The following is a 15,086-nucleotide window of genomic DNA, read 5'->3' on the forward strand; positions in this document are numbered from 1 at the left end:
GCTTGCGGCAGTTTTTTCCCCAATTTGCACCATGCGCCGCAGCCGGAAACGGCAGGCGGCAGCTATGATAGAACAAGGAGGCCCGTTTTTCGTGGCGAAAAAGAAAGAAATCACCCAGAAACGCCCGGTGGAACCGCCGCTCGAACCGACGCTGCAGCCCATCACCGAGACGCTGCGCACAAACTATATGCCCTATGCTATGAGCGTTATCGTGTCGCGTGCCATCCCGGAGATCGACGGCTTTAAGCCCTCCCACCGCAAGCTGCTCTATACCATGTATAAAAAAGGTCTGCTGACCGGAAACCGCACCAAGTCGGCCAACATCGTCGGTGAGACCATGAAGTTAAATCCGCACGGCGACGCGGCCATTTACGAGACCATGGTCCGTCTGACCCGCGGCAACGAGTCGCTTCTGACGCCGTTTGTCGACTCCAAGGGTAACTTTGGCAAGGTGTACTCGCGTGATATGGCATACGCTGCACCGCGTTACACCGAGGCCAAGCTGGACGCGTTCTGTATCGAGCTGTTCCGGGATATCGACTGCGACGCGGTCGATATGATCGACAACTACGACGGCACCATGAAGGAGCCGACCCTGCTGCCGACCACCTTCCCGAATATTCTGGTCTCGGCCAATACTGGTATCGCGGTCGGTATGGCGTCGTCGTTCTGCGGCTTTAACCTGCACGAGGTGTGCCGTACGGCGATCGCCTGCATCAAAGACCCCGAACATGACATTATGACCACCTTGCCCGCGCCCGATTTCCCGACCGGCGGTGAGATCATCCTGGACGAGGCCGAGATGCGCAAGATCTACGAGACCGGACGCGGCTCGTTCAAGGTGCGCGGCAAGTGGCAGTATTTGAAGAAAGAGAACCTTATCGAGATCACTGAGATTCCGTATACGACCACCATCGAGGCCATCATTGACAAGGTAGCCGAGCTGGTCAAGGCGGGTAAGATTCGCGAGATCTCCGATATTCGAGATGAGTCCGATCTGAGCGGCCTCAAGATCGCCATTGACTTAAAGCGCGGCACCGACCCGGACAAGCTCATGGATCGACTGTTCCGTCTGACTCCGCTGATGGACTCGTGCTCGTGCAACTTTAACGTGCTCATCGAGGGTATGCCCCGCGTGCTGGGCGTGCGTGAACTGCTCGACGAGTGGACGGCATGGCGTGCGGGCTGTGTTCGCCGCCGCGTGTACTTTGACCTGAACCGCAAGAAGAATAAGCTGCACCTGCTCGAAGGTCTGAAAAAGATTCTGCTCGATATCGACCGCGCCATTCAGATTATCCGCGAGACCGAGGAGGACGCAGAGGTCATTCCCAACCTGATGATCGGCTTCGGCATTGATGAAGCGCAGGCCGAGTTTATTGCCGAGATCAAGCTGCGTCACATCAACAAGGAATATATCTTAAAGCGCACCCAGGAGACCGAGGCACTGGCGGCTGAGATTCAGAAGCTCGAGAGTATCGTGGGCAGCCCGGCCAAGATTCGCAATATCATCGTCAAGGAACTGGAAGCGGTCATCAAGAAGTATCCCGCACCGCGCCATTCCGAGATCGTGAGCGCGGGTGCGGTCAAGTCCTTCGACGAGACCGACCACATTGAGGATTATCCGGTACTTGTCTTTATGACGCGTGACGGCTACTTCAAGAAGATTACCCCGGCTTCGTGGCGTATGTCAGCCGAGCACAAGCTCAAGGACGGCGACGCGGTGATCTGGGAGACCGAGACCACCAACAAGACCGAGATCATGTTCCTGACCAACAAGCAGCAAGCGTATAAGGCGCGGCTGCATGATTTCGACGACTGCAAGGCATCAGTGCTCGGCGATTACCTGCCCGCAAAGCTGGGCATGGACGAGGGCGAGACGCCGGTATTCGCACTCCTGCCGGGTGACTACAAGAGCAGCATGGTGATTGTATTTGAAAACGGTAAGGCCGCAAGATTCTCGCTCGAGAGCTTTGAGACCAAGACCAATCGCCGCCGCCTGACCGGTGCATATTCGGATAAGTCGCCCGCGGTTGCGTTCTTCTATCCGGTGGACGAGGAGACCGAGCTGACGCTGTTCTCGACGGCAAATCGTGCGATGACTATGCGAGCGGGTATGCTGGATATCAAGGCAACACGCTCGACTCAGGGCGTTCAGGTCATGGTACTGCGTGCAAAGCATACGATTACCCGCGCTGTGCGCACTGAAGAGGCCGGTCTGAGCGATCCCAAGCGTTATTTGTCTCGTACTATTCCGTCGATCGGTGCGATTTTGAAGGATGAGGATTTGCCCAATCCGCAGATCACACTGTAAGGAAAAATCCCGCTCTCAGGCAAAATAAAGTTTCGATCAAACCTTTTCAAAGGTTTGCAGGTTCTCAGGGCAGCGCCCTGAGTCGCATCCCGCAGGATGCGAAATTCCCTTTTTGATTTTTGCTTTGCGAAAATCAACCAAAAAAAGAATCAAAAGCGCCGTCCGCAGACGGCGCAGAAATCAAAAAAAACCTGCCGCTTGGCAGGTTTTTTATTTGCACTTAATTATGCTGATGAGAATGAACGGGAAGCGCAGCCCGGCGGCAGAAGGGGAGATGAACGAGGACGCTTGCACTGCTCAAAAGCAGGAAAGTGATAAGCAGATAGATCTGTCGTCCGAATGCGTCAAATACCCATACCAGCGGCGTGCCTTCCGGGGGCGCAAAGAGGAACATATAGTTTTGATCAAAGTGGAAATCGATAAAACCGACCACAAACACAACGGCGAGGAACAGGCACAGGACGTGGTGGAAGCGGTGCAGATCGGGACGATGCCGTCCGGACAAAATCTGTGCCAGCGGCACGTAGATCAGCAGGCCGTGCAGCATGATTGTCTGGATGGTCTGGAAGGAGAACAGCGGGTAATAGTCGGCTACACCTGCCGGGAGCACGGTACCAAAGATACCGCCAAGCAGGGAAGTTGCGAATACAAAGTCCTTAAAGACCGAGAATCGCGTAAAGATCGAGAGCGGAATAAACAGACTTTGCAGACCGCACAGATGCAGGGGAAGCAGCTGGACGAGGCGTGTGGTGCCGGTCAGGTACATCCAGACCGAGTGCGAGAGCTCCAAGAGAGGAACGAGCACACTGGCCGCATACAGCAGACGGTGCTGTGTGCGCTTGGGTGCGTGTGCAGTCCAGAACAGCAGCAGAGAGAGTACCAGCAAGGACACCAGCAAAAGGAATACATGTCCGGTATCCAGCATGGAAAAGGCTTGTGGGTGTGGGGTGTCGCAGCGCATAAAGAAATCAGACATAACATAGCTCCTGACATGATCGTATTTTAGCATAAATACCAATATAGCATGATATGTCGTAGAATGTGTTATAAAACTGTTAAATAACACAGATTTGCATGTATAAATCTCGGTTTTGTATCTGGCTCCGAATGTCAAGAAAACTTGTCAAAAAACTGTTGACAAGTAAACTTGGCAGTGTTATTCTAATGATGTCAAGAAAACTTGGCACACACTGAGATAGGAGGATTATCATGGACAAGGAACGCATTTTGGAAAAGAGCCGGAAAGAGAACAAAAATCAGGACGAAATGGAGCGTCAGATTCGCATAGAAGGCGAGTCGTTCAGCGTGCTCATCACGATGCTGGTCGGTATCTTTCTGCTGGCATGGAAATTTGTACACGGCGAGGAATACCATGATATTCTGGCGATGTTCTGGTGCACCAGCACAGGCTGTGCGCTGTATCGGTGGGTCATCCGCGGGCAGAAGTCGCAGATCTGGATTTTTGCGGTGTCTCTTGCTTTATTGATTTATAATCTGGTAAAATATCTCATAGGAGCGTGAGAAAATGGACGATCAGCTGATTTTAAAAAACCGTCTCAAAGCGGCGCGGGCGGAAAAAAACCTGTCACAGGGTGCGCTTGCGGAATTGGTGGGTGTATCCCGTCAGACGATCAGCTCGATCGAGACCGGACAGTTTAACCCGACTGCTAAGTTGGCGCTGGTTTTATGCATTGCGTTGGATAAGAAGTTCGAAGACTTGTTTTATTTTGAAGATGAGGAAACATAAAAGACCGTCCGATCGGACGGTCTTTGTTTTGGTTTCGCCTGCGGCGGGAAAATACGGTGCTTTAAATTTGTTTGCGGATTCTGGCGAGTGCGCCTTTTTCCAGACGAGACACCTGTGCCTGTGAGATATGAATAGCGGACGCGACTTCCATCTGGGTTCTGCCCTCGAAAAAGCGCATGTGGACGATGCGCTTTTCGCGCTCGGACAGGCTGCTGATGGCTTCTTTCAGTGCGATTTGATTGAGCCAATGCTCATCGGTGTTTTTGGTATCGCCCACCTGATCCATGACGCACAGTGCGTCGCCTTCCTCGCCCCAGACCGGTTCATAGAGTGAGACCGGGTCGGAGATGGCGTCGAGTGCGAATACAACGTCTTCTTTTTTCATGTCGAGTGCCTTGGCAAGTTCTGTGATGGTGGGTTCGCGCTGGTGCTCGCGGATGAATGCTTCTTTGGCTTGCAGGGCACGATAAGCGGTGTCCCGCATGGAGCGCGAGACGCGGATTGCGCTGTTATCGCGCAGGTAACGGCGAATTTCACCGATAATCATGGGCACAGCGTAGGTAGAAAAGCGCACATTGAGATCACAATTAAAATTGTCGATGGATTTGATCAGACCGATGCAGCCGACCTGAAACAGATCGTCCACCGACTCGCTGCGTCCGTGAAAACGCTGGATGACCGAGAGCACCAGACGGAGATTTCCACGGATGAGTTTTTCCCGCGCTGCGGTATTGCCGTCGTGCGCCTGTCGCAGCAGATCGGTCATCTCGTTTGCTGGGATGACGGTCAGGGACGCGGTATTGACACCGCAGATTTCCACTTTGCTTTGCATGACAAATCCCTCCTGGCTTGTCTTCTTACAGGAAGTTTGCCCAACAGCACAGGAGGGATATACGGTCTATATTTTTTCCAGCACGACCGAATTTTCGCAGATTCGACGGTGGAATTGTGTTAGAAGCGCGGGTTAGGTGATGTTGTTGACCGGGGAACGGGTGAAAGTAATGGTCTGAACGGGGATGGAGTAGGTACTCAGATAGGCGCAGACCAGTTCGGTCGTGCGTGCGGTCGCGGTGTACTGTCCCATGCGGATGACAACCGGTGCCGTGGTCTGGCTGAGTGCGGTTGTGACCGTCTGCGCGGCAGCAGCAGGGCCGTACGAGTGGTCACGGCTGTCCAGCGAGGCATCCCAGAGACGGTAGCCACTGTCCAGAAGTTCCTGCTGCTGGGTCGCGCTCAGGTGTTCCGAGCCGTCCGAGATGCAGACCAGATGGCTGACCGTGCCGGTCGCGTGGAACAGGGTGTCGTTGGCGACGCGCAGCTTTTCGGGCATGGTCAGTGCCGAGGACAGCAGGGTGAAGCCGACCGTGTGACCGCGTCCGACGATCTGGCGCAGCAAATCTTCATCCAGTGTCGTGCCGTCTGCGGGGACGAAAAATGCAGCTTTCATGCCTGCGGCGTCCAGCGCATCCAAAATGGCTTCGGTATTCTTACCCGGTGCACCGACATAGGCCAGATAAACCGCGCTGGGCTTCATAACCGGGGTGTCGGTGGGCTGACCGGTGGTGGGGTCGATGGGCGTGGGAATGGCGTCGCTGTCCGACCCCGAGGGACGGGACGAACCGGACGAGCCGCTGCTCTGGCCATTGTACGCGTCCAGCATACTGCGGATGGTGTTGGTCGAAGAGGACACAAAGGACGAGTCGGACAGCGAAGCCGAGCTGTTGCAGATACGCAGGATGGGGGCGGCGGCCGGGATGTTGGAGTAGGTCAGATTGAACTTGCCGCACACCAGCTTGACCGGTACATAGATGGTGCTGTTAATCCAGTAGGCCGGAGTGGTGTAGCTGTTCATGTTCTGATCGTATACCGTACCGCGGCTGAGGTCAAAGCGCAGCGAGGTCTCGCCATTGGACAGGGTGAGCACTTGATCGGACGAATTGTAAGACCCTGAGATGCCCAGCGTACCCGAAAAGACCGAATAGGGCACGTACTGTGCGCCGCCGCGGCGGACGGGCATCGTCGAGGACGAGAGGGGTAAAAAGGAATCGTTGACCGCGGTCAGGGTGATATCATCGTTTGCGGCAAAGCTGGTGGTAAACAGACAGCCGCAGGTCAAAAGAATACACAAAATCAGGCAGATGAGCCGGCTGAGCGGGCGTTTCATGCGTAGGTTCCTCCTTTGGCTCATAGATATCATCATTATAACACGGCAGTCATTGGGGCGCAACGACCAGCCTTGCAGCAGGGCAGGGGGTGTGATAGAATAGGGTCAAAGAAAGAGAGGTGCGTCATGGCATCGAGCAAAACATATCTTGATTTTGTTCTGGAACAGTTGTCCGAACTCCAAGAGATTACATACCGTGCGATGATGGGAGAATTTATCCTGTACTATCGCGGCAAGATCGTAGGCGGTATCTATGATGACCGTTTGCTGGTAAAACCGGTGCGTGCAGCCAAAGTATGTCTGCCCGACGCGCCGCTCGCTGTCCCGTATGAGGGCGCAAAGGCCATGCTGTTGGTGGAAAATCTGGAAGACCGGGAGCAGTTGGCCGATTTGCTGCGGGCGATGTATGAGGAGCTGCCCGCACCGCGCAAGAAGAAATCATAGCTGATCTCGGTTAAGAGAAGGGCGGTGCACGATATGAAGGTGAGAAGCTGGAAAGAGCTGATTTTGCACCTGTTGTTTGGCGGTGCAATGATTGCCTATGGGGTTAAGAATCTGCTGGCAGATAACCGTGATGGGGTCACCTACATTTTAGTTGCGATTGTCATGTGGGTACGTACGCTGCCCGATGCGATTCCTGAGGAGAAGCATGAAGAAAATGCGTTCCGGGCGTATGCTGCACAGTGGTATTGTCGTGGGCAGTTCGGAGCCTTTGCACCGGTCATGCCCTGGCTGGGCTTGCTGCTGTTGCTCTTAGACGGCATACTGGTGATGCTATTGCCGATTGTATCCGTTGTACGTGTGCTCGCAGGTCTGCTCCTTGGTGCTGCGCTGCTCAGTGTCATCCTGTATGGCATTTGGCAAAAACGCCAGATGGATGGCATGAGTGACGAGGAGGAAGCACAGATCGAGACTGATTACGCCATCTATAAGTGCCATAAGCGTCAGATGCAAGAAGCCGACCGCCGCCGATGGGGAATTTTTGCGCCGGCCATTCCCTTCTTTGGTGCGGTGCCTGCAATGATTGGCTTACTGCTGGGGATGAACACGGAATCCACGGAAATCAGCCGGATTTCCGTATTGCTTATTTGTGCCGGTCTGATCTGCCTGTTCTTAGGGAATTGGTGGCAAGCCTGGCGGCTGGAACATTGGGAAGAGACCGGAAAAGACGAACAGCTTTCCGATGATTCCGAACAACATCTATGAAAAAAACGAAAATTGCACTTGAAAAGTCAAATAAAAAGGGATAAAATAAAAACAATCCTTTACCATAGTTTAACAGAAAAGAGTGAAATTATCATGCTCGACATCCGCTACGAACTGACCCAGAACAAGAAAGAAAAGCCCGACGAATCGGCTCTGGGCTTTGGCAAATACTACACCGACCACATGTTCATCGTTGACCACACCGAGGGTCAGGGATGGCATGACGCACGCATCGTGCCCTATCAGCCGCTCGCACTCGACCCGGCTGCCATGGTTCTGCACTATGCAATGGAGTCCTTTGAGGGCATGAAGGCATACCGTCTGCCCGACGGTTCGGTGCAGCTGTTCCGTCCCGACCGCAACGCAGAGCGTATGCAGAACACCAACCATCGTATGTGCCTGCCGTCGCTGTCGACCGAGGACTTTATTCAGGCAGTCAAGGCGCTGGTCAAGACCGACGAGGATTGGGTACCCCATCAGGAGGGCACCAGTCTGTACATCCGTCCGTTTGTCATTGCGACCGAGCCGCATCTGGGCGTTCGTCCGTCGGCAACCCATCAGTTTATCATCATCTGCTCGCCGGTTGGCGCGTACTACTCCACCGGCATCAACCCGGTTAAGATCTTCGTCGAGGACGAGTACACCCGTGCATGCCCGGGCGGTACCGGCTTTACCAAGTGCGGCGGTAACTACGCAGCTTCGCTGATTTCGCAGGTCAAGGCGCACGATCTGGGCTACGAGCAGACCCTGTGGCTGGATGGCGTTGAGCATAAGTACGTTGAGGAAGTCGGCTCCATGAACTGCTTCTTTAAGATCGACGGCACGGTTTACACTGCTCCCTGCGTTGGTACCGTTCTGCCCGGTGTTACCCGTATGTCGTGCATTGAGCTGCTCAAGAAGTGGGGCATCCCGGTTTCCGAGGAGCGACTGCCCATCGCTGATGTCATGAAGGCATCCAAGGAAGGCAAGCTCGAGGAAGTCTTCGGCACCGGTACTGCGGCTGTCATCTCTCCGGTTGGTGAGCTGCGCTACGAGGGCGATGTCGCTTACATCAATGACGGCAAGATCGGTGAGATCACCCACAAGCTGTACGATACGCTGACCGGTATCCAGTGGGGCAAGATCCCGGACGATATGGGCTGGACGGTCAAGGTAGACTGAACAAACAGAAACAAATAGCATGAATCAAGCCCTGCGGAGCAAACGCTTTGCGGGGCTTTTTTGTATCGGAAAGGAAGGGAAAACGATGAACTGCTTGCTGCTGCATGGACTTGGACAACAGGCATCCGCGTGGGACAAGGTGCGCGAACATTTACCCGAACAGATACACACCGAACAGCCCAATCTGTCGGAATTTTTTCAAGACGGTACATATGATGACTTGTATCGAGAGTTTGCGTCCTATTGTGCCCAGTTTGACGCACCGTTTGCGCTGTGCGGACTGTCTCTCGGTGCGGTGCTCGCGCTGCACTATACCTTGGAGCATCCGCAAAAGGTTGGTGCGCTGTGCCTGATTGCGCCGCAATACCGCATGCCCAAACGGCTCATGGTCATGCAGGACTTTATCTTTCGGCTTTTGCCTGCATCGGCGTTCGAAGAAACCGGACTGGACCGGCAGCAGATGCGCAGGCTGACCCGTTCGATGATGCAGCTGGATTTCACCCGCAAATTGCAGCAGATTGACATTCCGGTTCGGATTTTGTGCGGTGGAAAAGATCGTGCCAATCAAAAGGCGGCGCAGGAGCTGGCCAGCCGTGTGAAAACAGCCGAGCTGCACTGGGTTGCAGGCGTGGGGCATGAGGTCAACGAGCAGGCGCCCGCGCGTCTGGCGGCCGAGCTGACCGACTTTTTAAACAGCGTGGGATAAGATCATACGACTTGCACAAAAAAATTGTGAAAAAAGCAAGTTTATGCAAATTTTTATTGTCTGACCAATTCAAAATCGTTGTAAAAATGACAAAATTTGAGAAACCGCATTGCAGAAACAATATTTTTCGCCTATAATGTACCCCACGTGGACAAATTTGTCCAGACAATAAGGAGGATGTAAGAATGAAGATCCAGAAGATCGTATCCGGCGTTCTGTCGGTCTCGATGCTGGCTGGTATGGGCACGATGTCTGCATTTGCGGCAGACGATACCCAGAAGGCAGGCATTTCGGTCCGCGTACAGGACAAGACCACGGGGGAATATGAGGCCGTTGTATTCAACGACGAGCTCGGTATGCCGTACCAGGACGAGAACGACCGCACCATGACGCCGCTGCGCACCATTGCAAACGCGATGGATCTGGAAGTCGCATGGAACGAGGAAGCCAAGACCGCGACCTTTACCCGCGGCAATGAATCGGTCGTCTTCACCATCGATTCCAACAAGTACCAGCACGTCGTCACCGAAGAGGGCAAGGACCCGGTGACCGAGGAGCTGACCATGGACACCGCTGCCGTACAGAAGGATAACCGTACTTACGCACCGGTTCGCTTCCTGGCTGAGGCAATGGACTACGACGTTGCATGGGACGAGGCAAGCCTGACCGTTACGCTGGCAGCAAAGGGTGAAACCGTTGTTACCGGCTATGAGAATGCACGTCCGCTGCTGCTCCAGGGCGCAATGGACATCGAGATGCAGGACATGGTCAAGGCGCTGACCGATGCCGAGACCGTTGACATCGACAACTATCACTTCGTACGCGGTATGCTGGGCGGCTATCCGGTTGTTGTATCCCGTACCGAGCAGGGTATTTCCAATGCAGCAGTTACCACTGCACTGGCAATGCAGCACTTTGACCCGATCGCAGTCATCAACCAGGGTACTTCTGGCGGCCACGATCCCGAGCTGCACACCTTCGACATCGTTCTGGGTGAGACCAGCGTTCCGGCATCGGCTACCAAGTCGGTTGCATCGGCTGAGGGCGCAGGCGTAGACTACAAGGCAATCGAGCCCGCTGGCGTTTACGCATACGACAAGGATCAGAAGACCTTCGTTAAGAAGTTCGAGTACAAGGCAGACAAGACCCTGCTCGAGACCGCACAGTCGGTTGCTGATACCTACACCAAGGGCAAGGTTGTGACCGGTGTTATCTCTTCTGCTGACTCCTGGAACAACCAGATCGACCGCATGCTGTACCTCAACGAGCTGTGGGGCTCTTCCACCGAGGAGATGGAGACCAACGCAGTTGCACAGATCTGCCAGACCTACGACGTACCCTTCCTGGGTATCCGCATCCTGTCCAATACCGGTATCTACGGCGAGGACTTCAACCCGGAGAGCGGCCCGGCTTGCCAGGAATACGTTCTGACCGTTGCAAAGACCTACATCGACAACGTGCTCAAGAAGCAGGACGTACAGAAGGCTGACGCTGCGGTTGTTGTTGACTACAAGTCGGACAAGCGTCCGATCCTGCTCCAGGGTGCAATGGACATCGAGATGCAGGATATGGTCAAGGCACTGACCGACACCACCGAGTACACCATCGGCCAGTGGTACTATGTTGCAGGTCAGCTGGACGGCTACCCGGTTGTCGTATCCCGCACCGAGCAGGGTCTGGCCAATGCAGGCGCTTCGACCGCTCTGGCAATGGAGTACTTTAACCCTGTAGCAGTCATCAACCAGGGTACTTCTGGCGGCCACGATCCCGAGCTGCACACCTTCGACATCGTTCTGGGTGAGACCACCGTTCCGTCCGCTGCTTGGATGACCGAGGCTTCTGCCAAGGGCGCAGGCGTAGACTACAAGGCTATGACCATGAATGGCGTTTACGCATACGACAAGAACCAGAAGACCTTCGTTAAGGAAGTCAAGTATCCGGGCGATGAGACTCTGCTCAACTGCGCACAGGCAGTCGCAGAGACCTACAACAAGGGCAAGGTTGTCAAGGGCGTGATCTCGTCGAGCGACGAGTGGAACAACCAGATCGACCGCATGCTGTTCCTGCACGAGCTGAACGGCTCTTCCTGTGAGGAGATGGAGTCCAACTCGGTTGCACAGGTCTGCAAGACCTATGATGTACCGTATCTGGGCATCCGCATTCTGTCCAACACCGGTATCTACGGTGAGGACTTCAATCCGGAGACCGGTTCCGCTTGCCAGGAATACGTTCTGAATGTTGCAAAGAACTACATCCAGACCGTTCTGAACAAGTAAGAAAACGAGAAGATCCCAGACCATTCGGTCTGGGATCTTTTTTTGCCTGATGTATGATTTATGCACAAATACACAGACTATCCGGTGCTGTGTTTACGGCATGGAGGAAAGGCTATAATAGGGGCGGTGAATGTTGTCGAGCGTGACACCGCGCCGCTCGGCGTATTTGCAAGTGTAGGCGGTGCCGCCCGAGGTGCCGTTGTTCCAGCAGATGACTCGGCTGGATTGCTGCACCATATAGTTGTCGCGTGCGTGGTAGCATCCGGGCAGGAAACGGTCGGACAGGTACACTTCGTAGTCTGCGCCCTCGTGTGCGCGTGTGAACATTTCACGCCAGTAGGGTTCCCAGTGAGATGACATACCGTGAAAGGGCAGGGCACAGATAAGCTCAAGATGGGGGAATTCACGCTGCAAATTTATGACTTCCTCGGCTGCCCAAAGGTCGAATCCACGGCTCATGCCGGTGATAAACCGGCGATATTCCAGATCAACCGCGTGACGGATGGCCGTGCGCAGATCGGTACGCAGAACGTCGAAAAAATAGGGTTCGCGCTGCCAGTCAAAGCCTAATTTTTCCGGTCGGCTGCCGGAAAAACAGCAGGTGTGCGCGGGATCGTAGGGGATATCGACGAGCATGGGACGGCCTCCTTATCGTGCGAAATCATGTTCGATGGTTTCATCCTATCATAAATAGAGACAAATTACAAGACAAAGACCGGGCGACAGGATATGCCTTGTCAAACGGTCGGCAAGCTGGTAAAATAATGGGAAGAAAGGCGGTGACCCATGCACAGGAGATTCCGGGGACCGCTGCGCGTTTTGGTGCAGCTGATTGAGCGATATTTTAAGGATGGCGTGTCGCATGCTGCGGCAGAACTGGCATTTTTTCTGCTTTTTTCCCTCTTTCCGCTGCTCATGGTGCTTAACTCTTTGCTTGGTATGGCAAACTTTTCCGAGGTCACCATTCTGGATGCAACCAGGTTCCTGCCTGATGATGTGCAGGACATCGTACTGAGCTACCTCAATTATCTGGGCAGCAAGGATGCGGTACAGCCTTTGATGGTCGGCAGTGCGCTGACGCTGTATTTTCTGTCGCGTGCGGTGCGATCGATCATTTACTCGATGCAGCGTATTTATCGCAACGAGCCGCACCGCGGGCCGGTGGGTACGGTTATGATTTCGCTGATTCTGACTGCTGGTTTGCTGCTGCTGATGGGCATGAGCATTCTGCTGATTGTGGTCGGACAGCGCTTTTTGGAGATCATCACCCGATGGTTCCCCATGTTGGAAGCCGGAGCAACCCGGCTGCATTACCTGTCCTATCCGGTTGCGATTGTCATTGCGCTGGGATTTTTGATCGTGCTGTACAGTCTGGTACCGCCGGTGCACATCCGCTGGCGGGATGCCCTGCCGGGCGCTGGTGTGTCGCTTGTCGGCTGGGTCGTACTCACGCGCTGCTTTGCCTACTATGTGGACAATATGGGTCGTTACAGCATTCTGTACGGCTCGATCGGTGCGATTATCGTACTCATGCTCTGGTTGTATCTGACCAGCACGACGCTCATTCTGGGCGGTGTGCTCAATCATGTGCTGGACGAGGAACGGCAGCACAAGACCGATTGATATGGTTGCGCGGGCAGCCGCGCTTTATGATTTTTTTCAATGATGGAGGATAAAGAGATGAAAGTTGTAGCCATCAATGGATCGCCCCGCAAGGGCGGCAACACTGCACAGTGCCTGGAGGTCATGGCCAAGGAGTTCGAGCGCGAAGGCATCGAGTTCGAGGTACTCCAGCCGGGCGCAAACGTCAAGCCCTGCATGGCGTGCTATCACTGCCTGAACACCGGCTCGCTGCACTGTGTCCAGACCGGTGATATGGTCAACGAGATCATCGACAAGTGCATCGAGGCCGACGGCATCGTGCTGGCATCCCCGGTTTATCACGGCGGTATCGCAGGCAGCATGAAGTGTGTGCTCGACCGTCTGATGCTGGCGGCTGGCTGCGGCGACAACCAGCTGCACCACAAGGTCGGCGCTGCGCTGTGCACCCTGCGCCGTTCGGGCGGTATGGAGACCTACCAGCAGCTGCTGGGCACCATGGACGCTATGGAGATGCTGATTGTGACCTCGGATTACTGGGGTGCCGTACACGGCGCAGACCCGGGCGAGGTACAGCAGGACACCGAGGGTCTGGAAGTTGTGGCCAAGCTGGCACGCAATATCGCATGGACGGTCAAGGTCATCGATGCAGCCAAGGGCAAGATCGATCCGCCCGAGACCCACAAGCGTACCTTTACCAACTTTATCCGCTGATTACATCAGACCGCTTTCCTTCGTGGAAGGCGGTCTTTTTTGTCTCTTTTGGTGCTGGCGCATTTGTGGTATGATGGGGAGAGAAAACCATGCAAAAAATGCGGTGCAACCCAAAGTTTACATGGAAAAACGCAAACGCAACGCGGATTTTCTGGAAGTTGCACGAGGAAAACGGTAAGATAGAGGCACAAAACACAAGGAGGCGAGCACATGAGCTTTGGAGAAAATCTCAGGTTCCTGCGCACCGAGAGCGGTATGACACAGGAGCAGTTCGCAGAAAAATTGGAAGTGACTCGGCAGTCGGTGTCCAAGTGGGAGTCGGATAACGGCTTTCCAGAACTTGAAAAAATTTTGCAGATCAGCCGCATGTTCGGATGCGATTTGGACACCTTGCTGCAGGGCAGCGTGTGCGAGAAAAAGCGCACGGACACCGAAGGGTATGACCGTCACATGAATCGACGCACGCGCATGATCTCGGTGGGCGTGACGCTGTGTATTCTGGGCGTGGCTGGTGCGGCTATGCTGGATGCGCTCATCAGTACGCGGTTTGACCTTGCCGGACTGGCGCTGTTTGCGCTGGTGATTCCGGGCGTGCTGATCTTGGTTCTGTCGGGCATCTGGCACGGTCAGTACCAGCAAGAGCATCCGCACATTGAACCCTTCTATACACCCGAGGTGTTGGCGGCTGCACGCCGACGTTTTCCCATCTTCATCGTCTGCGGCATCGGTCTGCTGTTGTCCGCGCTGCTCGTCTGGATTGCCGCTGATTATGTGTTCGGAGAGCTGGCGGACGGTGCTGGGCTTGTCCTGGTAGCGGTCGGCGTGGGGCTTCTGGTCTATGGCGCACTCGATCACGCCAAGTATCAGGTCGAGGAATCGTACAATCAGGCGGTGATCGAGGAGGAGAAAGCGCAGAGTGACCCGCGGGACATTCTGGCGGGCAGACTGTGCGGCATTATTATGATGGCGGCAACCATTATTTTCCTGCTGTACCTGTTCCTTGGCAATGGCAACGGCAGAAGCGATGTCGGGCGGGTCGCTGCGGCGGTGTATGCGACGGGCGGTCTGCTCTGTGGTATCGTATCGGTATGGCTCAAACGGCATGAACCATAAGATGTCACTTTCTGACATGGCGTTATGCACAAAAAGTTTACAATTATATTGTGCAATAAGTACAAAAGAAAAGGGTTTCATCTGCTTCC

General features: G+C 54.5%; 15 protein-coding genes. 11 read left to right on the plus strand and 4 right to left on the minus strand.

Going from position 1 to position 15,086, the window contains the following annotated elements; genetic code table 11:
- The first annotated feature begins 91 nt into the window (after positions 1-91).
- Positions 92-2,311: a DNA gyrase subunit A gene (locus B5F17_RS00675; RefSeq protein ID WP_016148287.1), complete on the plus strand. Its 2,220-nt coding sequence runs from the start codon at positions 92-94 to the stop codon at positions 2,309-2,311.
- Between the two features lie 220 nt (positions 2,312-2,531).
- Here the strand turns inward: B5F17_RS00675 and B5F17_RS00680 are convergent, their stop codons facing one another.
- Complete coding sequence (locus B5F17_RS00680; protein WP_162608033.1) at positions 2,532-3,287, minus strand: YwaF family protein; 756 nt, start codon at positions 3,285-3,287, stop codon at positions 2,532-2,534.
- A gap of 233 nt (positions 3,288-3,520) precedes the next feature.
- Between B5F17_RS00680 and B5F17_RS00685 the strand changes: the two genes are divergently transcribed.
- A complete protein-coding gene (locus B5F17_RS00685; protein WP_087369845.1) occupies positions 3,521-3,832 on the plus strand; it encodes a DUF6442 family protein in 312 nt (103 codons plus the stop codon).
- Positions 3,833-3,836: 4 nt separating this feature from the next.
- On the plus strand, positions 3,837-4,058 hold the full coding sequence (locus B5F17_RS00690) for a helix-turn-helix transcriptional regulator (RefSeq protein ID WP_016148284.1): 222 nt from the start codon (positions 3,837-3,839) through the stop codon (positions 4,056-4,058).
- A gap of 61 nt (positions 4,059-4,119) precedes the next feature.
- Here the strand turns inward: B5F17_RS00690 and sigG are convergent, their stop codons facing one another.
- Both sigG and B5F17_RS00700 read right to left on the minus strand, forming a co-directional pair.
- Positions 4,120-4,890, minus strand: a complete 771-nt coding sequence (sigG, locus tag B5F17_RS00695; protein ID WP_087369847.1) for an RNA polymerase sporulation sigma factor SigG — start codon at positions 4,888-4,890, stop codon at positions 4,120-4,122.
- A 132-nt stretch (positions 4,891-5,022) separates the two neighbouring features.
- Entirely contained in the window at positions 5,023-6,222 is a 1,200-nt protein-coding gene (locus B5F17_RS00700; RefSeq protein WP_087369848.1) for a stalk domain-containing protein, read from the minus strand.
- 126 nt (positions 6,223-6,348) lie between these two features.
- Between B5F17_RS00700 and B5F17_RS00705 the strand changes: the two genes are divergently transcribed.
- From B5F17_RS00705 to B5F17_RS00725, 5 genes are all read left to right on the plus strand, one after another.
- Entirely contained in the window at positions 6,349-6,666 is a 318-nt protein-coding gene (locus tag B5F17_RS00705) for a TfoX/Sxy family protein (protein ID WP_087369850.1), read from the plus strand.
- Between the two features lie 33 nt (positions 6,667-6,699).
- Positions 6,700-7,428 carry a hypothetical protein gene (locus B5F17_RS00710; protein WP_087369852.1) on the plus strand — a complete coding sequence of 243 codons (729 nt, stop codon included), beginning with the start codon at positions 6,700-6,702 and terminating at the stop codon, positions 7,426-7,428.
- 93 nt (positions 7,429-7,521) lie between these two features.
- Positions 7,522-8,589, plus strand: a complete 1,068-nt coding sequence (locus tag B5F17_RS00715) for a branched-chain amino acid aminotransferase (RefSeq protein ID WP_087369854.1) — start codon at positions 7,522-7,524, stop codon at positions 8,587-8,589.
- An 85-nt stretch (positions 8,590-8,674) separates the two neighbouring features.
- Positions 8,675-9,295 (plus strand): alpha/beta fold hydrolase, encoded by a 621-nt coding sequence (locus B5F17_RS00720; RefSeq protein ID WP_162608034.1) that lies wholly within the window; start codon positions 8,675-8,677, stop codon positions 9,293-9,295.
- Positions 9,296-9,480: 185 nt separating this feature from the next.
- Positions 9,481-11,571, plus strand: coding sequence for a phosphorylase family protein (locus tag B5F17_RS00725; RefSeq protein WP_087369858.1), 2,091 nt, complete (start codon positions 9,481-9,483; stop codon positions 11,569-11,571).
- 93 nt (positions 11,572-11,664) lie between these two features.
- Here the strand turns inward: B5F17_RS00725 and B5F17_RS00730 are convergent, their stop codons facing one another.
- Positions 11,665-12,207, minus strand: coding sequence for an SLOG family protein (locus B5F17_RS00730; RefSeq protein WP_087369860.1), 543 nt, complete (start codon positions 12,205-12,207; stop codon positions 11,665-11,667).
- 186 nt (positions 12,208-12,393) lie between these two features.
- Here B5F17_RS00730 and B5F17_RS00735 point away from each other — a divergent pair, with 186 nt between their 5' ends.
- The 3 genes from B5F17_RS00735 (at position 12,394) to B5F17_RS00745 (ending at position 14,997) form a co-directional block, all read left to right on the plus strand.
- Positions 12,394-13,194, plus strand: coding sequence for a YihY/virulence factor BrkB family protein (locus tag B5F17_RS00735; RefSeq protein ID WP_242968685.1), 801 nt, complete (start codon positions 12,394-12,396; stop codon positions 13,192-13,194).
- A gap of 57 nt (positions 13,195-13,251) precedes the next feature.
- On the plus strand, positions 13,252-13,884 hold the full coding sequence (locus B5F17_RS00740; RefSeq protein ID WP_087369862.1) for a flavodoxin family protein: 633 nt from the start codon (positions 13,252-13,254) through the stop codon (positions 13,882-13,884).
- Positions 13,885-14,094: 210 nt separating this feature from the next.
- Complete coding sequence (locus B5F17_RS00745; RefSeq protein WP_087369864.1) at positions 14,095-14,997, plus strand: helix-turn-helix transcriptional regulator; 903 nt, start codon at positions 14,095-14,097, stop codon at positions 14,995-14,997.
- The last annotated feature ends 89 nt before the right edge of the window (positions 14,998-15,086 follow it).

The organism is Butyricicoccus pullicaecorum, from assembly GCF_002160355.1.
GTDB lineage: Bacteria > Bacillota > Clostridia > Oscillospirales > Butyricicoccaceae > Butyricicoccus > Butyricicoccus pullicaecorum.